This is a genomic window from Pedobacter fastidiosus (assembly GCF_014306625.1).
In the GTDB taxonomy this organism is placed as follows: Bacteria; Bacteroidota; Bacteroidia; order Sphingobacteriales; family Sphingobacteriaceae; genus Pedobacter; species Pedobacter fastidiosus.
Genome location: NZ_JACRYL010000003.1, coordinates 46,401 through 66,117, shown reverse-complemented (window position 1 = coordinate 66,117; position 19,717 = coordinate 46,401). Strand labels below are relative to the sequence as shown.

The following is a 19,717-nucleotide window of genomic DNA, read 5'->3' as shown; positions in this document are numbered from 1 at the left end:
ATATTGCGGAATTAAGTTTATCTTAATTCCGCTTTTTTGTTTAAAATTAAACTGCAATATTTTAAACCAACCGGCAACTGGATATTATTAAACTATTTGCTAGCGTTAACGATGGAAGTGGCATCCTTTTTGGCTTTTTCTGACAAAAAGATATAACGAACAGCGTGTTAAAACGCCCAAATGAATATAAATTATTTTCGACTTTAGGTAATTAGATTTTAATATGAACAACACTTCACCAATAGGTATTTTCGATTCGGGCTATGGAGGCTTAACGGTTTTTCGATCTATTGCTGGACAATTACCCGATTACAATTATATTTATTTGGGCGATAATGCCCGATCGCCTTATGGAGATCATTCTTTCGATACCATTTACCGTTATACCTTAGAGTGTGTTGAATGGCTTTTTGCAAAAGGATGCAAGCTTGTGATATTGGCCTGCAACACGGCATCGGCAAAGGCGTTGAGAACGATTCAACAAAAGGATTTACCATTAAAGTATCCCGATAGGAGAGTATTGGGTGTAATAAGACCCACAGCAGAGGTTATTGGTCAGTACACCTCATCTAATCAGGTTGGCGTAATGGGGACTAGGGGCACGGTTAATTCGCAATCATACTTATTAGAAATCAATAAATTTTTTCCCGAGATTATTGTTCATCAGCAAAGTTGCCCAATGTGGGTACCGCTGATCGAGAACAACGAACATTTGCAAGCTGGAGCAGATTTTTTTGTTAACGAATATTGTAACGCGTTGATTGAACAAGCTAAAGATATTGATTGCGTTTTGCTCGCTTGTACACATTATCCTTTGTTATTGCCAAAGCTTAAAACTGCATTACCAGATACTATCACTATATTATCGCAGGGCGAAATTGTGGCTCAAAGTTTAATAAATTATCTGAACAGACATCCAGAAATGGAAGAACAGCTTGGTAAAGGTGGTAAAAAGGAATTTTATACCAGCGGAGATCCAACCGCTTTTGATGAACATGCTTCTATCTTTTTTGGAGCGGAGCTTAAGAGCAGTAAAATGTAATTCTTATGTGTGCATAATATATGCCTTAAAATGCAAGCATCATGCCTTAGACTACGGCTTAGCTATGAATAGGAACTGAATATAACTTAAGTAAACCCCTATGCAAAAAGCTTTGGTTTTGTATGACCTAGAAAAGCAATTTTAAAGGCTGGAACTTAAAAACTGGATTTATATCTGTATGTTTCCTATCACTTTAAAAAAATATGCATCCTTTCGGCTAACTATAGTTATGTACTTAATGCCTGGCGCTCAGTACATAATAAATGAGTTATGCGAGTTGTTTTACCATTTGATGGATAAATGTTGCTGTTAAAGGGTTTCTCCCTTAATAATTTTTCTATTCTTTGAAAAATAGTGAGGTGGCCTTGAGGGATCTTTCAAAATTCAAATTAACCGCACTGTGACAAAAGAAAACACTTTTGTTTAGGTTGTAACTGTTTAAAAGGATAACTTTGCGCCTTCAAACCCACACAATGAGTGATCAGATAAAACACGAATGCGGAATCGCTTTTATTCGCCTGTTAAAACCACTTTCTTACTACCAGCAAAAGTACGGTACAGCACTTTACGGCCTTAACAAATTATATCTTTTAATGGAAAAACAGCATAACCGAGGCCAAGATGGCGCAGGTATTGCCACCATTAAGTTGGATATGAAACCAGGCAGTAGGTACATAAGTCGATACCGAAGCATGGCTTCGAATGCGGTAGCAGATATCTTCGAATACGTACAGAACAAGTTCGTAGATATTCAAGAAAATACGCCTGAATTAATGCAGGATACAGAGTGGCTCAAAAACAACGTAAGCTTTATTGGCGAGGTGTTAATGGGCCATTTGCGTTATGGTACGCATGGTAAAAACAGTATCGAAAATTGCCACCCTTTTTTAAGGCAAAACAACTGGATGACGCGTAACTTGGTGATTGCCGGCAACTTCAACATGACTAATGTTGATGAGTTATTAGAGCAATTATATGAGTTGGGTCAACATCCAAAAGAAAAAGCAGATACCGTTACAGTTCTTGAGAAAATCGGTCACTTTTTAGATGACGAAAACCAAGAGCTTTTCGACGCTTATAAAAAAGATGGACACGATAACATTTCTATTACCCACAAAATTTCTGACAACTTAAACATTGCAAATATTTTACGCCGTTCGGCTAAAACTTGGGATGGAGGTTATTCGATCTGTGGTATGGTTGGTAATGGAGATTCGTTCATCATGCGTGATCCAGCTGGAATTCGTCCTGCTTATTATTATTACGATGATGAGATTGTTGTGGCGGCTTCAGAAAGACCAGCACTTCAAACTGCATTTAATATTCAGTTTAAAGATGTAAAGGAAATTGATCCTGGGCATGCTTTGATCATTAAGAAAAACGGAGAGGTAAGCATGGAGCAATTCCGCGAACCTACCGAAAGACTTTCTTGTTCTTTCGAACGCATTTATTTCTCTAAAGGAAGTGATGTTGAGATTTACCAAGAACGTAAACAATTGGGTCGCTTACTTTGTGATCAGGTTTTAAAAGCCGTTGGTCACGATTTAAAAAACACCGTATTTTCATTCATACCTAACACTGCAGAAGTTGCTTTCTTCGGGATGGTTGATGGTGTAAACCAGTATGTTCGTAATCACCAAAAAGATGTTCTTTTAAATAAAAAGGAACAATTAAGTGATGTTGAACTGGATGAACTTTTATCGATGACGCCAAGAGTAGAAAAACTTGCCGTTAAAGATGTTAAGCTTCGTACGTTTATTACTCAAGATGCTGATCGTGGTGAAATGGTAGCACACGTTTACGATACTACTTACGGAATTATCAAAAATCACCAAGATACTTTGGTGGCGTTAGATGATTCGATTGTTCGGGGTACAACGCTTAAACAAAGTATAATTAAGATTGTAGATCGTTTGCATCCCAAGAAAATCATCATTGTTTCTTCTGCTCCTCAAATTCGTTATCCAGATTGTTATGGAATCGATATGAGTAGAATGGGACAGTTTGTAGCTTTTGATGCAGCGATTCAATTATTAACTGAACGTGGTATGTGGCAAGTAATTGAAGATGTTTATACAAAATGTAAAGCTTCATTATTGCTTCCTAAGGAAGAAATTGTAAATCACGTTAAGGAAATTTACAAACCATTTACTCCAGAAGAAATTTCGGCTAAAATTGCGCAGATTATTACACCAAAGGGAACTGTTGCAGCAGTTGAAGTAATTTATCAAAGTTTGGAAAACTTACATAGTGCTTGTCCTAAAAACAAGGGCGATTGGTATTTCTCTGGAAATTATCCAACTCCTGGTGGTAATAAGGTTGTAAATAAGGCTTTCGTTAATTGGAAAGAAGGAAATAATCAAAGGGCTTATTAACAGTTAAATTCCCTTAAGGGGATTTGAAAACAAAGAAAATCGTAGTGCCTCATTGAGAACACACAATTTGGAGCCTTTAGAATTTCTAAAGGCTTTTTTGTTTAATGGGTCTAAAAAAAATATAAAATACATCAATTGCCATTGTTTAATATTTTGGTAATGTTTCTGAAAAAACGTTGAAGTAAGGAACTCTCTTCGGTGATAATTTCTGCGTCTCCCTGCATACCATTTTTCAATATAATTTTGTGTTCTCGGTCTTTATTTTCAAACTGTACAAAGCTTACTTTGGCAATAAAAACACTATCGTGATAGGCCACCTCCGAAATATATGTCAGCTTTCCCCTGATCATGCCAAACTGTTCAAATGGGAAACTGCGCATTTTTACCAAAGTAACCGAACCCTTTCGGATCTTTCCCATATTATATTGAGGAATCTGTATCTCTCCAAAGAAATCGGTATTGCCCGGGTTAATGGTAAATATTTCCTGACCAGATTCTACATTCTGGTTTTGCTGTACAATACCTGCGTAAGATATCCTGCCCGAGACGGGTGCCAATAGAACGTGTTGCATAATCCAACTATCACTTTCAGTAATACATTGGTTCAATGCCTGTACAAACTTGCCTTGTTCTTCTTCTATAGTATGTTTCAAGTCTAGAAGTTCTTTCTCTTTGTTGCTGTAGCTACTGTTGTTGTTTAACAATTCAGTTTTGCTCTGTTGTAAAGGGTATTTTGAAGCAAGATATTTGTTTTCCTGTTGTGTAAACTCGCTACGCGAAATCACCTTATTTGAGTATAACTTTTGATAAGCTTTATATTCTGTTTCCTGATTGGCATATTCCTGCAACTGTATTTTTTTTTGTTGCATTATTTGTTTACTTAACTCTTTAACGTTCTTTAAGTCTTTTTCCAGAAAGGCCAACCTGTTCAAGTAGTATCCATTTTTGAGAGTCGAACGATATTGTAAATACTGTTGGTAAAAATTTTGAAAACTGCCCTGTATCTCCCCAAGATTAAGCCTCTCGGGTAGGATTGCGGATTCTAGGCTGTGGTTTAGCAATTGGGTTTGTAAGGCTTTTAATTTAACGTTTAGTTGAAGCACATCAGCGGGCAGTGCCGTACTTTCCAGATAGGCTAATGGTTGATTGGTCTTTACCATTTGTCCTTCAGCAACCAATAATGCTGTGAGCTTGCCCTTTTGCCGGGCAAGTACAGTTTTTGGCGCATTCAGTGAATTGACCTTAAGGTTAGTTGTAACGACATCAGGATATTCGATGAAAGCAGATAAAAGTACAATTCCGCCAATAATGGCAAATACAATAGTAATACCCCACTTTAAAATCCATGAAGGTACGGCGGTGATGATCTCGTGTACTTCCTCACTATGGGTTTCAAGTTCTATGATGTCTTCTGGCATAACGATAGAATTAATTTCCAAGTTCTAGCTGGTTCTTAACCAAAGTATAATAAACACCCCTATTTTGCGTCAGCTCTATATGAGTTCCCTGCTCAATAATCACTCCTTTTTCCAACACCACAATATTATCGGCATGTTTTACAGTGCTTAAACGATGTGCCACTACAACAACTGTCTTGCCCTTAAAAAAACGTTGCAGATTATCCATAATCACCAGTTCATTATGGGCATCCAAAGCATTGGTAGCTTCATCAAAAAAAATGTATTCAGGGTTTTTATAAACGGCTCTGGCAATAAGTATCCGTTGTCTTTGCCCTTGGCTAATACCATTCCCTTCAGCACCTATTTTGGTGTTTAGGCCCAAAGGTAGATTTTCAATAAACTCATTGATATTGGCCATTTCGATCGCATTTTTTAGCTTGGCCACATCCGTATACTCATCGCCCACTGCAATATTACGGGCAATTGTGTCTGAGAAGATAAACCCATCCTGCATTACAACACCACACAGCCCCCTCCAATAACGAAAACTGATATTGGTGAGATAATTGTTGCCCACCTTGATTTCCCCTTTTTGCGGCTCGTAAAAACGGAGTAAAAGCTTTAATATGGTGGTTTTTCCACTTCCGCTCATCCCTACGATTGCTGTTGTTTTTCCTTCGGGAATATTTAGATTGATGTTGGAGAGAACAGGTTCGTTGCCAGCACCCGGATAGGTAAATATAATATTTTGAAGATTAAGACTTTTATCTGTGGGAAGCTCTTTAACAAATGTCTTACCCGATGGTTCCTCATCATCCATTTCGCGGATCTCGTTTAGTCTTTCCAGTGAGATTTTTGCATCCTGTAATTGCTGTATAAATCCGAGCATCTGCTCAATCGGACTGTTCAGTTGACCAATAATATATTGCACCGCCATCATAGCGCCTAGAGTCAGGGCACCATCAATAACGGATTTTGCAACCAAAAAAGTTATGAGTATGTTTTTGCCCTCATTTATGAAAAAAGCCCCTGCCTGCTGATATTGCCCTAATTTAAGACTACTGATATTAAAACGGAAAAGGCCTGCCTGTAGCCGTTCCCACTCCCAGCGTTTCTGTTGTTCGCAGTTGTTGAGTTTGATCTCCTGCATCCCGCTGATGAGCTGGACCACAGCACTCTGATTTTTAGCCGATAGATCGAAGCGTTTAAAATCCAGGTTACGCCTTCTTTTTAGAAAAAGGACAACCCATAAGCTATACAATACACTGCTAATTAGAAAAATCACGAAAATAGTGGCGTTGTAATAAGCCAGAACAAAACTAAACACAACCAGATTGAATACGGAGAAAATCACACTCAGTGTTGATCCCGTTAAAAATGATTCAATCCTTTTCTGATCGTTCATGCGTTGCATGATATCGCCGGTCATCTTGGTATCAAAGTAGCTAATCGGAAGCTTCATCAATTTGATAAGGAAGTCCGTGAGGATCGAAATATTAATTCGTGTACTCATGTGCAGCAGTATCCATGATCGGATAAAATCTACGCTCATTCTGCCTATAAAAAGCATGGTCTGTGCTATCAGTACGATATAGATAAAATTTAGATTACGTGTATTAATGCCGATATCAACAACAGATTGCGTGAGAAATGGTAAAAGCAGTTGAAGTAAACTGCCTACACCTAAGCCTACAAAAAGCTGTATGATCAGTAATTTATATCTGTAGAAGTATTTTAATAGATAGGATAAATTTAGGCTCCTATTACTATCTCCTTCCTGATTATAAAAATCTGGAGTAGGCGTTAACATTAAGCCTATTCCCTCAGTATTTTCAGATGAATGGAGCCAATGCTTTGTAAATTCTTTTTCTGTATAAGTAATTAGGTCTTTTGCAGGGTCAGCAATAAAGTAACGGTTATTTTTTACCTTATAAAGTACCACAAAGTGATTTTGGTTCCAATGAAGAATCATCGGTAGTTCAGCCTCCGTTAGCTCTGCCAGATAAAATTTTGAGGCAACAGTTCTGAAGCCTATTTTTTCGGCAGCCTCACTAATGCCTAATAAAGAAACGCCTTCACGGTTAATTCCAGAAATATCCCTCAGCTTTTGCAAACTGAAATTTTTTCCATAATATTTCGCAATCATACGCAGGCATGTAGGCCCACAGTCCATTTGATCGGGTTGCTTGTAAGACAAGAATTTAGACAATGTTTTCGAGGATTATAGGTAAGCTTTAGTTGTGTAAACAGCTATTTTTTAACGAGATGTATCTTTAACTGTACGTTTTACATTGTCATCAAGCTTGGTAAGCCCCGTATCGTCCTGATCTGAATTGTAAACAATTTTACCTTCCTTATCTATCAATAAACAGGTAGGAACAGCATATACTCCAAATGACTTCTGTATTTTACTCTCTGTTGGCTTGAGCCTTTCAGATACATTGATCCAGGTGAGTTTGTTTTTGAGAATATGTTCCTTCCAGCGTTTTACATCAGAATCGTTGTTAAAGTATACCACTTTCAAACCCTCTGGTTTATATTTTTCGTATACCTGTTTTAGTAGCGGTAACTGTTTTTGGCAGGGTGCACACCATGTTGCAGAGAAAACAATTAAATATGGCTTGCCCTTTAAAGATTCATTTTGGAATAATTTTCCGTTATCATCTTTTACGGAGAAATAAGGTACAGCTTTACCTACTTTAACTGATTCAAGGTTGCTAATCAATTTACTTTGTTCCCTAAAAATTTCTTGACCTAATGGGCTATTCTGAAGATCTTCATTTAACAATGATAATGTATTGAGAGTCACTTTAGCATAGTCTTCAGTACGGTCATAATGAGTTAATTGGTATAATGCAAGTACGCTAAAATACTCATTCGGATAATTTTGAAGAACACTAGCCATTTCACGGATAGAGGAAGGCGATATATTCTGTTGAATTTTAATGGCAATTAACTTATCATATATTTCATTACTTTTCGTTCCAATGGTTACTCGGTCTAAAGTTGTTTTAGAATCTAGTTTTAACGCTAGGGACAAGCTGTTTTTGCCTGAGTCAATAACAAAATTTTCTGAAATATAGCGGCCTTTATATTTAATCAATAAAGCAGCGTAATGGGCGGGCTGAGTAAATGTTCCGTTAAACTTTATATAATCACCATTGATAATAGCGGAGTCCTTTTTTATCAATTTCCATTCAATGTTATCCAAAATATTAAAATAGAGTTTAGTACCTTTCGGTAATTTTGAAATAACCTTCAACTCGTATCTGTATTGAGTATAACCGGTAGTAAAAATAAAAATCAGCTGAATTAATAATATTATTTTTTTCATGTTTTTTCCTAGATGATGGGCGTTTTGAAAATTCAATTATCAAGGTCGAATTTATTAAGATGCTTATGTCATATCGTTTTTGCAAGTGCAAAGACCCCGTCAATTGCGATAGCAAGTCTACTTTTAGTGTAATTCCTGAGATTAAATATATCAATTCTAACTATAATAAATTATTATTATAATCTATAAGCAGGTATTTTTATAAATATGCCTCCAGTTAAAGGAGGCATATTTAATTAATTTAGGCAGGCACTACTCGGTACGCTCTGCGTCGCAACCCCGTTATTGTAAGCTACGCAACGACATTGACCCGTTTGCATAGTTGCACATCCGCCTCCAGTGAGACCGTCGGTGCCAGTGAATACACAAGCGTAATCTGATCTACACCTATCACCAATAGGATCAGGAGTAACACCTCCACCGCCGAAAACGTTTTTCATTTCGGACTTGCTAAGCAAATTTAATTTTTTCATTTTGTTAATTATTTAATTGTTTAAGATGAGCAACCTTGCCACGTAGGGTTGCATACCACGATGCCGGTAACCGCCGTCATTCGGTTTAACATCCAGTGCTTTTATATTCAGATATAAATGATCAATTTCAGTGTGCTTCGTTAGGCGAGTAAATATTTTAAATCATCAAGGCGGTATGGCTCAGGGAGCTTATATCCGTTCACTAATATCGTTGGTGTGTAATTTATTTCTGCTAGTTCACACCACTCCTTTTGCCTTTTTGTAATATCCGTTATGTCTTCGGTTTTTTTTATCGGATAATGCTTTGCCCACTCATTATATACTTTATTGGTTTCCCCATACCATTCACTTAATGCAGTTTCGACTATTTCTTCATCAGCATATAAATTAAGCGAGGTCATATGCTGAACGATCTTGCTTCGATCATCATCAAATGTGCCTCCGTTTGTAAAGATGATTTTCACCTTAAGGTTTTCATCCTGTTTAAGCCAGTCTTCTATTGTTTTGTGCGCTTTAGAGCATGGCCTACAATAAGGGTTGCTCACAATGGTAATGGCTTGTTCTGATTCTCTGTTTCCTAGTATGATTGGTTTTAATTCATCAGGTACCGCATAACGTGGTTGATTGGTTAGCGACTGCTTAAATAAATCGCTGTTGTATTTAAATTTCTTTAACTGCTGTTGCAGCGGTTTTATTTTTGAGGCATTAAGCAGAGATTGTTTTATTAATCCCCAAGCTAATAGTGGGACTAGAAACCCGATTATTAGGGAAATTGGTAGTAGAGATAGATTTGAAAAGGTCCCAGTGAAATGACTAAATGAAATATTAAGAAGAAACTCCAAAACCAATATGGCCTGTACCGAGCAACATAATACGCACCAGTTTTTAGTTCGGTACTGATAGGAGATAGAATAGATGGTATAAGGGAGTACAAATACATTTAGCCATGCAAGTATGCCCAGAGTATTAATGTTAATCAATAGTGATAATAAAGAACCCGCAAAGTAAAAGAACCCTACTTCGCTCCAGCTAAGCCACGAGGTAACCTTAGCAGCATCAGACTTTAATAAGGCATTGCAATCACTTTTTCCGGTAAGCCCGCACAAATTCTGAATGAAGGGGTTATTGGAATTTATACTTTGGCTTAATAAAAGTATACTAATTATTACACCTGCTATTTTAGTTACCGATAAGATTAAATATGCAATTTCAAAAGAATGGAGACTTAATAACAGGTACAGAATTAAAGTTCCCAAAATGATAAGCAAAGGAAAAGCTATCTTCTTAAGCGCATATTTGATTCTATTCTGAAAAAAGTCTTTTTCTTCACTTTGATTTGTAACTTTTGCATGCAGCACTATACCATCCCATAAAAAAAGAAAATTTTCTTCTGGCATTTTATTATTCTTTTTTAGCTCGTCAGAATAATAGATCGTGCCGTCAATTATTTTTTCTACCAAAATTAACCGACCAGTATTTTCCTTTGTATGTGCTAAAAAAGGAAACATGAAATCGTTCGGATCGTAACTGTCTATCTGAATCTGAAAGACCTGATGCTCTATTTTCCATTCATCAAGACAATCACTCAAGGCTAAAAGATTGGGATAGCCCGGATGGTCTTCCAATTTGTTTTCAATAGTACCTGCTGTTACTTTCGCATTTAGCTTTTTAATAAGAAGTTGTGTAACACCTACCAAATTTGACTTTGAAGTATTTAAGAATTTCATTTTGATTGTATCTTATTGTGCGTGATTATCTAACAATTTGGTTATGCTAATTTTTACACTTTTTATGGCTAATCAAAGCCCCGAAACAGGCTATTACACCAAATACCTTTTTGAAAGGACACAAAGCTGTCTTCAGCGGACTAACTCGTAAAAAAAGGAGAAAAAAGATAATGTATTAATTAAAAATATGGTTTAAAAGCTTATTTTTTTACTGTAAGGCAGATGCAAAACCTTCGAATTATTTAATTCCAGAGAAAAAAATTCAATGAAGTTTGCCTATAGATTCAATACCTTATGTGAAATATATGGAGGTATTACCGACAGAATAAAACAGTCAAAAGGGGGAGATAGGCCATGGAAAATTATAAGCCAGAATATCTGTAAAGAAAGTAATTAGGAAAGCAATGGAAGATAGTCCGTCCCAAATGCCAAAAAACCCCTTAATATTTAAGTTAAAATAAACTGATGCAATTTTCTGCCTACGCTGTTAAATAGGATTCACTTTTATAAGTATTATGTATAAAATAGGCATTTCGTCCTTAAAACAACCCGTTTGGTTTATTATTTTTTGAGGCAACTCTTATAAGTTATACATTTAATTCACTTATATTTAATTCTTCATTATTATGGAAATCAAAAAACTAGAAAAAAAAACATTATTTCTTTTTAAGAGAAAGTCTATGTCCGGCCTTAGCAGAGAACAAATGCGATTAATTAAAGGTGGCGACAGTACCACAACAAATGAAGGAGACCCTCCAAAACCATCTACATTACCGGGGTGTGTTGAAAATAAACCAACGACAACCGTATCGCTTAGCCTGTAATGCTCATACAAGCCTAATGGAAATGCATAAATACATAAAGACTTTTGCAACCTTCATGTTTGTCCTCGCTTTTCTTTCTTCAAAAGCTCAAAACTGCAATTGTGGCGACAATTTAAAATTTGTAATAGAGCGGGTAAAAAAAAATTATGTTGGTTATACAGACAAAGTAACTATTTCCAATAGGGATAAATTTCAGTTTTTTACGGATAGCCTGCTCAATGAAGCTAGAAAAGCACAATCTTACCAATGTTCGCCAATTATCAGGTTATGGCTTTCTTTCTTTAATGATAAGCATATGTCTATTACTTATGATGATAGTAACTACAGCAAAGAACAGATAAGGAATTATTATGCTAATGAAGAAAAATTGATTTATACAGAGCCAGTATTCCGTTCTTATCTGAGCAAAGGTGGAAATAGACTAGACGGTTTAGAAGGGATTTGGAGAGATCATACAGGAGCCTATGAAATAGGAATAATTAAGGACCAAAAAATCAAAAATGAATTTATCGGCTTTATTTTAAAGGCGGATGGTGCTAGATGGACACCTCAACAGGTTAAATTCAGGTTCACTAAAAATCGTAGCACATACCTTATGAAATATTTTAAGGCTATAGATCATTCAAAAAATCTTCTGTCCTTGAATAAAATCGGAGACACATTAACACTCGGAAATGGTGCCGTTACCTCAAGGTGGTATAAAAGCTCAGTTGTTGTTCCGCAGTTACCTAACAAGACTGAGGAAGCTAACGTTTCGCCCATGTTTAAAGTTTTGGATGATAAAACATGCTTATTTCAAATGCCTGAGTATGCAACATTGAATTATGTAAGCATGATGGATAGTATAATTAAGAAAAATGCACATGAATTAGAAACACATGATCATTTAATAATAGATCTTCGAAATAATTACGGTGGTTCTGTCCTTGTTTATGACAAGCTAATACCTTATGTATATACCAAACCAATCTTAACGGAAGGAGCAAGTGTGCTTGCCACTGAAGAGAATATTCGTGATTATTATAGTCAGATTCCCTCAGATCTTGCGGACAGTGTGAAAAGAATGTTCGAAAGCAATCTACGCAAATTGAAAGCTCACCCTAATGAGCTTTACCCTTTATATCCGGTTGACACGATTACCATTTCAAATGTGCGTAACTATCCCAAAAGGGTTTCTTTGATCACAAATGGAAATACAGCGAGTGCTGCCGAGCTTTTTATTTTAGAGGCAAAACAGAGCTCGAAAGTAAAAATTTATGGCAGTAATTCATCAGGGGCTATTGATTACTTAGAGGTCGTAAAAACCAAGCTGCCCTGTGGCTTTTATAGTTTGGGTTATCCCGCCTGCAAATCTTTGAGATTACCTGCGTATCCTTTGGACAATATTGGGATTAAGCCCGACATATTTATACCAGCATCAGTTTCCGATTGGATAGATTTTGTTCGGACATATAAGGATAGATAAAAGGAATGAAACAAAAATACAGATTAATAATATACCATGTAATTTTTTGGCTTGCGTACATGTTAGTTAGTACTCTGGTTGAATTCGCTACAAACCCGAAAGATTATTTTTTTAGTATTGGCGATTTTTTCTTTACACAGTTCCCAAGTATATGCACGTTTTATATGTGCCTGTTTGTGTACACAAAATACGCAAGTCCTTTAAAAATATATTCATTAATAGCTGGGATAATTTTTGCTTATCTTTTTTCTTATTTAAATTGGTATATAACTGCCTATTACATCAGGCCCCTAATCAAGGCAAATGGTGGGCCAACGACTCCCTTTCATATTTGGATATTTGCCGTAGGTGTTCTTTGGTTATATATTAAATATTCATTTTTTGCATTTGCATATTATTATGCAACTGAAAACGTTAAGCACCAAAAGCAATTACGCTTAAATGAAGAAGAAAAGCATCATGCACAGTATACATTTTTGAGGGCTCAGATCAATCCTCATTTTTTAAATAACACCCTGAATTTTTTTTATGCGAAATCTTTACCGCTCTCATCTGAATTATCAGATGGTATTATGACCCTGAGCCAGATTATGCACTACTCTTTAAAACAGGATGACGATGATCAGACTGTACTGATTGATGAAGAAATTGAACACATTAAGAATGTAATTAAGATTAATCAGCTTCGTTTTAAGCACGAGTTGATGATTGACTTTGAAGTTCTAGGAAATACTGGCAAAGTCAGCATTATACCTTTTGTATTAATCACTATAGTTGAAAACATACTAAAGCATGGAGACTGTACGGATGAATCAAATCACGCTAAAATCCTGCTGGAAATAGGTGAAGATAACAGTATCAGTTTACGCACCTATAACAAAAAAAAGGAAAGCTCAACAGAGCTTTCAAGTGGTATCGGTATGGAAAACATTAAAAAAAGACTGAATTACTATTACGGAAGTAAATTTAACCTTTCAATAGACGAAACAGAAACAGAGTATTCAATTTCACTGATTATAAATTAACTTTTGGCACACCTAATCAAAAGTAAAAAAACATCCCCAAAAATCCAGTCCAATAATTATTAAAAACTCAATACCCTTATTATGGCAAACTGTATTATTGTTGATGATGAAGCACCAGCAATTGAAGTCTTGGAACACTATATCAGATCAATCAGTGAACTTAACTTAATAGCGACTTTTAATAAACCAACCGAAGCCATTACTTTTTTAAATGATCACCACGTTGATTTAATATTTCTTGATATCAATATGCCAAAAATATCAGGCATAGAATTCATTAAAGCTGTCCGCCATAAAAATTACAATTTTATCCTAACAACTGCTTATAGTGAATTCGCGTCTACGGGATTTGACCTCGACGTAGTTGACTATTTGATCAAACCCATTCCTTTGCCACGTTTTTTGCAGGCTGTCACCAAGGCGCAAAAAATAATAAGCTCACAGCACACAGATTACAATCATACTTCAGCGGATAGCAGCTATTTCATTGTCAAAACGCAATTTAAAAGCCAAATGATCAAAGTATATATCAACGACATTGATTATATTGAAGGAATGAAGAATTACGTTGCCCTTCACCATAATGGTAATCGTACGCTTGCACTTATTACGATGAAGGATGTCGAGGAAAGATTACCGAAAAATCGTTTTATGCGGATACAGAAATCTTTTATCATTGCTTTGGATAAAGTCATTGCCATCAATGGTAATCAGGTTGTACTTAAAGGAATATCCTGCGAAATTTCTATTGGAGAAACATATAAAAAGCAATTTTTAGAAACAATTAAGAAAAATTTAATTAATCCTAATTAATTGGATTTTGAAGTATCTAACTAATAATAGAAAGGTTATTAATACTTTATTCAGAGCCTATTAGGGTAAAATAAAGAGAAATAAATTTGATTCAAAATGTCTTGTTCTGACCAGATATGACTCACTTTAAATATGTATAATGGAGGTTTTTCTCTCATTCCGATTTTTTTTGTGATTAATTTTTATCATTAGTCCTCGTTCTAATTAAAAAATAGTTAGTTCTCTTTTGCATAAAGATCTCGCTTACGCAGAAATGACCTTAATAGCTTTGTCATGCGCTCACTTCGCCTTGCCAGAGTCTTATTTGTTTCGAACAGAGTATTATTACTTTAGAAAAGCCTTTATTTATTTTGGAAAGCTCATTTATTTTGGACAGACAATTATTATTTCGGACTGATCAATATTTATTTTTGCCAATGTCTAATTTACTTTTGACAAGCCTTCGTTTAATAGACATTAAGATTCCCACCTGCGCGGGAAAAGACGGCTCGGGTGATGGTGGCCGCCTCACTGTTCGTAGCCTATTGTCGGCTCAAACGGTAGTGTGTTGAAAAAATGTTTTCGTATTGAGCTATTTTGTAAGTGAAATGTTAAGGTTTTGCATGAGGGATAGCAGTGAAAATCCTTTTTTGATTTTTCTTCAAAAAAGATTGCAATGGATAGCCCGACCCTTGCGAAGCTTGGGGCATGCCCAAAATATTTAAACACAGGGTAAACCACTCAAATCTGAATTGAGCTGTTGAAGGGATTTATGAATAAAACTTAAGATAAGTTTTAGCAATTAGCCAGAAGGCGAAGAAAATAATAATTACACCGGCAATTTTATTCAGCTTCCGTAAAGCATCCTCTTTAATTTTATAGCGAAGTTTGCTCGAATAATAACTTTTTGCACCATCAATACTGAGTTGCGTAGCCATAGCAATAAAGAAGCATACCAGCTTTTCGTTCAGCATGTTATTCAGTTTAACAGAGATAATTCCGCTTACAATAATCCAGAACATTAAAGTAGAAGGCGTGAGGATGCACATTAAAAATCCTTTGATCAGATAACCCCTTTTGCTTACTTTTTGAAGCTTATTAGTTTTATAATGGATGGAGATTTTGGACACTAGATAATAGATGCCCACAGCAAGTAAAAATATCCCTCCAATAATACCAACGTACTTATCAAAGCTAGCTTTATAATCAAAAAATTGGCTTCCGAAAAGAACAAGGGCAATTAGAACTACATCACTAATAATTACACCAATAGCTAAAGAAAAACCAGCCTTAAAGCCTTTTTCTATGCTGGTTTTTATCATTGCAAAAAATACAGGACCAGTTAAAAACGACGAAATAATCCCTGCCCCAATACCTAATAATATGGCTTCAAACATGCATTGTATTGTTTATAATATGCGAATATGCAACTTTATACCTAAACATCTAACATTTATTTTTGTTGCATTAGTTGCATAAAAGTTACCCTTTTTTAATTTTTTTTTAATTATGTTTAGACCCAATAAAACTAAATTTAAAAATGAGTTCAGAACAGACACAAACCAAGTGGGGGCAATTTATTCCCCTAGTTACCGTATTCTTTTTTTGGGGCTTCGTAGCTGCAAGTAATGACATATTAATTCCAGTATTTAAAAAAGCTTTTGATTTAACTCAAAGCCAAAGTCAGTGGGTTTCCTTAGCATTTTATATTGCTTATACGGTTGGTGCGTTAATTTATAACGCAATTTCTGTTTTAATAAAACAAGATATTGTAAACAAGCTTGGATACAAAAACTCCTTAGCGCTTGGATTAGTTATTTCTGCAGTAGGTACATTATTATTCTACCCTGCAGCAAATTTAGGCTCGTTTCCTTTAATGCTATCGGGTTTATTTATTGTGGCATTGGGTTTTTCATTACAACAAACTGTTGCAAATCCACTAGCCATTGCTTTGGGGCCAATTAGAACTGGTTCACAAAGATTAACCTTAGCTGGTGGTATCAATAACTTCGGTACAACAATAGGTCCATTGGTTGTAAGTTTTGCAATTTTCGGATCTGCAGCAAATGCAAGCAGTAATATCAGTATCGAAAGTGTTAAAATTCCTTATTTAATCTTAGGCGCTGCATTTATCGCTGTTGCTGTTTTCTTAAAATTATCTTCATTGCCAGATAGACCAACATTGGTTGAGGCTAAAACGGAAGATGCAAGTCATAAAGGTTCTGCTTTAAAATACCCTCAATTGGTTTTGGGAATGATTGCAATTTTTGTTTATGTAGGCGTTGAGGTTTCTACGGCAAGTAATTTGCCTGCTTATATGGAGAAAGATTTAGGTTTTGCTATTCAGGATATTGCACCATATATTTCGCTTTATTGGGCAAGTATGATGATTGGTAGATGGACGGGAGCTGTAGAAGCATTTACAGATAATGTTAGCACTCAAAAAATATTAAGGTTTATTGCACCTTATTTGGCATTCGGGATCTTTTTAGCTGTTAATGCAATTGCTAAGCATGATCTTGCACCATTTTATGTTTATGCAGTGATTATCCTTGTTTTAATTATTGCTGATATGGCAAGTAAAGGAAACCCTGCCAGGATGTTGTTAATCTTCTCTTGTATTGGAATTACTGCTTTAGTAATTGGAATGTTTACAAAAGGAATGATCAGTGTTTATGCATTTACTAGTGTAGGTTTATTCTGCAGTACTTTATGGCCTTGTATATTTACTTTAGCTGTGAGTGGTTTAGGTAAGAATACAAGTCAAGGCAGTAGCTTCTTAATTATGATGATTATGGGCGGTGGAATAATCAGCTGGTTACAAGGATTCGTTTCAGAATATACCGGAATTCAACACAGTTATATTGTTGGTGTTCTTTGTTTTGCTTACTTGGCATTTTATGCAGTACGGGTTAGTGGAATATTAAAAGCACAGGGAATTAACTTCGACAGAAAAATTGCTGGCGGACATTAATTTTTAATAAACTAATTTTACGGCCACAGATCGATTATTCTTTCTGTGGCTTTTTTGATTTTTTACATGACAGATAAACCGAGTTTCGACACAATTTTTATGAACCTTGCGACCGATTTGGCCGCTCGTTCTCATTGTGTGCGTGCGCATGTTGGTGCAGTTTTAACAAAGGATACCAGAATTATTTCTATCGGATATAATGGCCCACCCGCCGGAACGCACAATTGTGATGAAGAATGGCCGGAACATGGCTGTGCAAGAGATAGTAAGGGGAGTTGTTCACTAGCGCTTCATGCAGAAGAAAACGCAATACTATATGCTTCTAAAAACGGATCGAAAATAGAAGGATGCACGCTCTACACCACTTTGTCGCCCTGTATCGCTTGCGCCAGATTGATTCTATCTTCAGGAATTAAACTGGTTTATTATTCAAAATCTTATGCGGCTTATAAAGGCTTGCCCAGCGATGAAGGAGTGGATTTTTTAAGAAAGTTTGGTGTTGAGGTTAAGTTGATGGAATTGTAGTTTAAATTGTTAACTGTTAAATTGGTTAAATGATTGAATAGATTAAGTGTTGATTATTGAATTACATAATGAAAATTTCACGCTGAAAATTTGTGCTCAATGGATAACAATTAGGCAATAAAACAATTTAACAATTCCTTTTCTTTCTCTATCTTTGCGGATGCAAGAAAAAATCATTATCGTCGATTTTGGTTCGCAATTTACACAACTCATTGCCCGTAGAGTACGCGAATTAAATATTTACTGTGAAATATATCCATTCAATAATCTTCCTGAGATCACTTCAGATGTAAAGGGAATTATCTTTTCTGGTAGTCCATACTCTGTTCGTCAGGATGATGCGCCTCAAATAGATTTAAGTCAATATCATTTAAAATATCCATTGTTAGCCGTTTGCTACGGTGCACAGTACATTGCACAACAATCTGGCGGTCAAGTTCAAGCATCTTCAACACGCGAATATGGTCGTGCTAACCTAAATTTTGTAAATCAAGAAAACAAACTTTTCAAAGGAATCAATATCGATTCTCAAGTTTGGATGAGCCACGGTGATACCATTACCGATATGCCTGAAAACGCAGAGTTAATTGCGAGTACAGAAAGCGTAAAAGTTGCTGCTTATCATATAAAAGATTCTGATACTTATGCCATACAGTTCCACCCGGAGGTTACCCATAGCATTGATGGAAAAATTCTTTTAGAAAATTTCTTGGTCGATATTTGTGGCTGTAGTCAAGATTGGACATCCGCTTCATTTATCGAAACTACAATTGCCGAATTAAAAGCAAAACTAGGCGACGATAAAGTTGTTTTAGGTTTATCGGGTGGTGTAGATAGTAGTGTAGCTGCGGTTTTATTGCATCAAGCTATTGGAACAAACTTACACTGTATTTTTGTTGATAACGGCCTTTTGCGTAAGGACGAATACAACCAAGTGCTTGAGCAATACAAACACATGGGTTTAAATATTAAAGGCATTGATGCTAAAGATCGCTTTTTAAGCCAACTGGCTGGATTAAAAGATCCAGAATTAAAACGAAAAGCAATCGGTCGTGTTTTTATTGAGGTTTTTGATGATGCCGCACACGAAGTTACAGGTGTAAACTGGTTAGGCCAAGGAACAATTTATCCTGATGTAATTGAATCCATTTCTGTAAACGGCCCATCAGCAACCATTAAGTCGCACCACAATGTTGGTGGTTTACCAGATTTTATGAAACTTAAAGTTGTTGAACCATTAAATACCTTATTTAAAGATGAGGTGCGAAGAGTGGGTAAAGCTTTGGGAATTGACGATGTTATTTTAGGTCGTCATCCTTTCCCGGGACCAGGTTTAGCCATTCGTATTTTGGGTGATGTAACCGCAGAAAAAGTAGAAATATTGCAACATGCAGATGCAATTTATATCAATGAATTAAAAAATGCAGGTTTATACGATAAAGTTTGGCAGGCTGGAGCAATCTTTTTGCCAGTTCAATCTGTTGGTGTAATGGGCGATGAGCGTACTTACGAAAATGTAATTTGCTTACGTGCGGTAGAATCTGTTGATGGTATGACGGCTGACTGGTGTCATTTACCTTATGATGTTTTGGCGAAAATTTCTAACGAAATTATCAATAAAGTTAAAGGTATTAACAGAGTAGTTTACGATATCAGCTCTAAACCACCTGCAACAATAGAGTGGGAATAATTCAATTTTGAGTTTGATTTAAAATTCACAACTAAATGATAAAAAGGAGTATGCTAGTGAGGTGGAATAAA

General features: G+C 35.8%; 14 protein-coding genes. 9 read left to right on the top strand and 5 right to left on the bottom strand.

What is annotated here, in order from left to right; translation table 11 throughout:
• The first annotated feature begins 223 nt into the window (after nucleotides 1-223).
• Both murI and H7U22_RS03935 read left to right on the top strand, forming a co-directional pair.
• Nucleotides 224-1,042 carry a glutamate racemase gene (murI, locus tag H7U22_RS03940; RefSeq protein WP_187070045.1) on the top strand — a complete coding sequence of 273 codons (819 nt, stop codon included), beginning with the start codon at nucleotides 224-226 and terminating at the stop codon, nucleotides 1,040-1,042.
• Between the two features lie 473 nt (nucleotides 1,043-1,515).
• Entirely contained in the window at nucleotides 1,516-3,417 is a 1,902-nt protein-coding gene (locus tag H7U22_RS03935; protein WP_187070044.1) for an amidophosphoribosyltransferase, read from the top strand.
• Nucleotides 3,418-3,548: 131 nt separating this feature from the next.
• On the opposite strand, the gene H7U22_RS03930 is transcribed toward H7U22_RS03935, so the two are convergent.
• From H7U22_RS03930 to H7U22_RS03915, 4 genes are all read right to left on the bottom strand, one after another.
• Nucleotides 3,549-4,835: an HlyD family efflux transporter periplasmic adaptor subunit gene (locus tag H7U22_RS03930; protein ID WP_187070043.1), complete on the bottom strand. Its 1,287-nt coding sequence runs from the start codon at nucleotides 4,833-4,835 to the stop codon at nucleotides 3,549-3,551.
• A 10-nt stretch (nucleotides 4,836-4,845) separates the two neighbouring features.
• Nucleotides 4,846-7,014 (bottom strand): peptidase domain-containing ABC transporter, encoded by a 2,169-nt coding sequence (locus tag H7U22_RS03925; RefSeq protein ID WP_317172939.1) that lies wholly within the window; start codon nucleotides 7,012-7,014, stop codon nucleotides 4,846-4,848.
• Between the two features lie 60 nt (nucleotides 7,015-7,074).
• A complete protein-coding gene (locus H7U22_RS03920) occupies nucleotides 7,075-8,151 on the bottom strand; it encodes a TlpA disulfide reductase family protein (protein WP_187070042.1) in 1,077 nt (358 codons plus the stop codon).
• Between the two features lie 613 nt (nucleotides 8,152-8,764).
• On the bottom strand, nucleotides 8,765-10,351 hold the full coding sequence (locus H7U22_RS03915) for a thioredoxin domain-containing protein (RefSeq protein ID WP_187070041.1): 1,587 nt from the start codon (nucleotides 10,349-10,351) through the stop codon (nucleotides 8,765-8,767).
• Nucleotides 10,352-10,977: 626 nt separating this feature from the next.
• Between H7U22_RS03915 and H7U22_RS03910 the strand changes: the two genes are divergently transcribed.
• From H7U22_RS03910 to H7U22_RS03895, 4 genes are all read left to right on the top strand, one after another.
• Nucleotides 10,978-11,175, top strand: a complete 198-nt coding sequence (locus H7U22_RS03910; protein ID WP_187070040.1) for a hypothetical protein — start codon at nucleotides 10,978-10,980, stop codon at nucleotides 11,173-11,175.
• A 22-nt stretch (nucleotides 11,176-11,197) separates the two neighbouring features.
• A complete protein-coding gene (locus H7U22_RS03905) occupies nucleotides 11,198-12,640 on the top strand; it encodes a S41 family peptidase (RefSeq protein ID WP_187070039.1) in 1,443 nt (480 codons plus the stop codon).
• Nucleotides 12,641-12,645: 5 nt separating this feature from the next.
• Nucleotides 12,646-13,665, top strand: coding sequence for a sensor histidine kinase (locus H7U22_RS03900; protein ID WP_187070038.1), 1,020 nt, complete (start codon nucleotides 12,646-12,648; stop codon nucleotides 13,663-13,665).
• Between the two features lie 81 nt (nucleotides 13,666-13,746).
• A complete protein-coding gene (locus H7U22_RS03895; RefSeq protein WP_187070037.1) occupies nucleotides 13,747-14,478 on the top strand; it encodes a LytR/AlgR family response regulator transcription factor in 732 nt (243 codons plus the stop codon).
• A gap of 749 nt (nucleotides 14,479-15,227) precedes the next feature.
• On the opposite strand, the gene H7U22_RS03890 is transcribed toward H7U22_RS03895, so the two are convergent.
• A complete protein-coding gene (locus tag H7U22_RS03890) occupies nucleotides 15,228-15,854 on the bottom strand; it encodes a LysE family translocator (protein WP_187070036.1) in 627 nt (208 codons plus the stop codon).
• 143 nt (nucleotides 15,855-15,997) lie between these two features.
• Here H7U22_RS03890 and H7U22_RS03885 point away from each other — a divergent pair, with 143 nt between their 5' ends.
• The 3 genes from H7U22_RS03885 (at nucleotide 15,998) to guaA (ending at nucleotide 19,646) form a co-directional block, all read left to right on the top strand.
• Complete coding sequence (locus H7U22_RS03885; RefSeq protein ID WP_187070035.1) at nucleotides 15,998-17,431, top strand: MFS transporter; 1,434 nt, start codon at nucleotides 15,998-16,000, stop codon at nucleotides 17,429-17,431.
• Nucleotides 17,432-17,497: 66 nt separating this feature from the next.
• Entirely contained in the window at nucleotides 17,498-17,956 is a 459-nt protein-coding gene (locus H7U22_RS03880) for a deoxycytidylate deaminase (RefSeq protein WP_187070034.1), read from the top strand.
• Nucleotides 17,957-18,116: 160 nt separating this feature from the next.
• Nucleotides 18,117-19,646: a glutamine-hydrolyzing GMP synthase gene (guaA, locus tag H7U22_RS03875; protein WP_187070033.1), complete on the top strand. Its 1,530-nt coding sequence runs from the start codon at nucleotides 18,117-18,119 to the stop codon at nucleotides 19,644-19,646.
• The last annotated feature ends 71 nt before the right edge of the window (nucleotides 19,647-19,717 follow it).

What these genes read in the sequence shown, in the direction of transcription:
- murI (WP_187070045.1), top strand. Translation starts at nt 224, where the DNA reads ATGAACAACACTTCACCAATAGGTATTTTCGATTCGGGCTATGGAGGC.
- H7U22_RS03935 (WP_187070044.1), top strand. Translation starts at nt 1,516, where the DNA reads ATGAGTGATCAGATAAAACACGAATGCGGAATCGCTTTTATTCGCCTG.
- H7U22_RS03930 (WP_187070043.1), bottom strand. Translation starts at nt 4,835, where the DNA reads ATGCCAGAAGACATCATAGAACTTGAAACCCATAGTGAGGAAGTACAC.
- H7U22_RS03920 (WP_187070042.1), bottom strand. Translation starts at nt 8,151, where the DNA reads ATGAAAAAAATAATATTATTAATTCAGCTGATTTTTATTTTTACTACC.
- H7U22_RS03915 (WP_187070041.1), bottom strand. Translation starts at nt 10,351, where the DNA reads ATGAAATTCTTAAATACTTCAAAGTCAAATTTGGTAGGTGTTACACAA.
- H7U22_RS03910 (WP_187070040.1), top strand. Translation starts at nt 10,978, where the DNA reads ATGGAAATCAAAAAACTAGAAAAAAAAACATTATTTCTTTTTAAGAGA.
- H7U22_RS03905 (WP_187070039.1), top strand. Translation starts at nt 11,198, where the DNA reads ATGCATAAATACATAAAGACTTTTGCAACCTTCATGTTTGTCCTCGCT.
- H7U22_RS03900 (WP_187070038.1), top strand. Translation starts at nt 12,646, where the DNA reads ATGAAACAAAAATACAGATTAATAATATACCATGTAATTTTTTGGCTT.
- H7U22_RS03895 (WP_187070037.1), top strand. Translation starts at nt 13,747, where the DNA reads ATGGCAAACTGTATTATTGTTGATGATGAAGCACCAGCAATTGAAGTC.
- H7U22_RS03890 (WP_187070036.1), bottom strand. Translation starts at nt 15,854, where the DNA reads ATGTTTGAAGCCATATTATTAGGTATTGGGGCAGGGATTATTTCGTCG.
- H7U22_RS03885 (WP_187070035.1), top strand. Translation starts at nt 15,998, where the DNA reads ATGAGTTCAGAACAGACACAAACCAAGTGGGGGCAATTTATTCCCCTA.
- H7U22_RS03880 (WP_187070034.1), top strand. Translation starts at nt 17,498, where the DNA reads ATGACAGATAAACCGAGTTTCGACACAATTTTTATGAACCTTGCGACC.
- guaA (WP_187070033.1), top strand. Translation starts at nt 18,117, where the DNA reads ATGCAAGAAAAAATCATTATCGTCGATTTTGGTTCGCAATTTACACAA.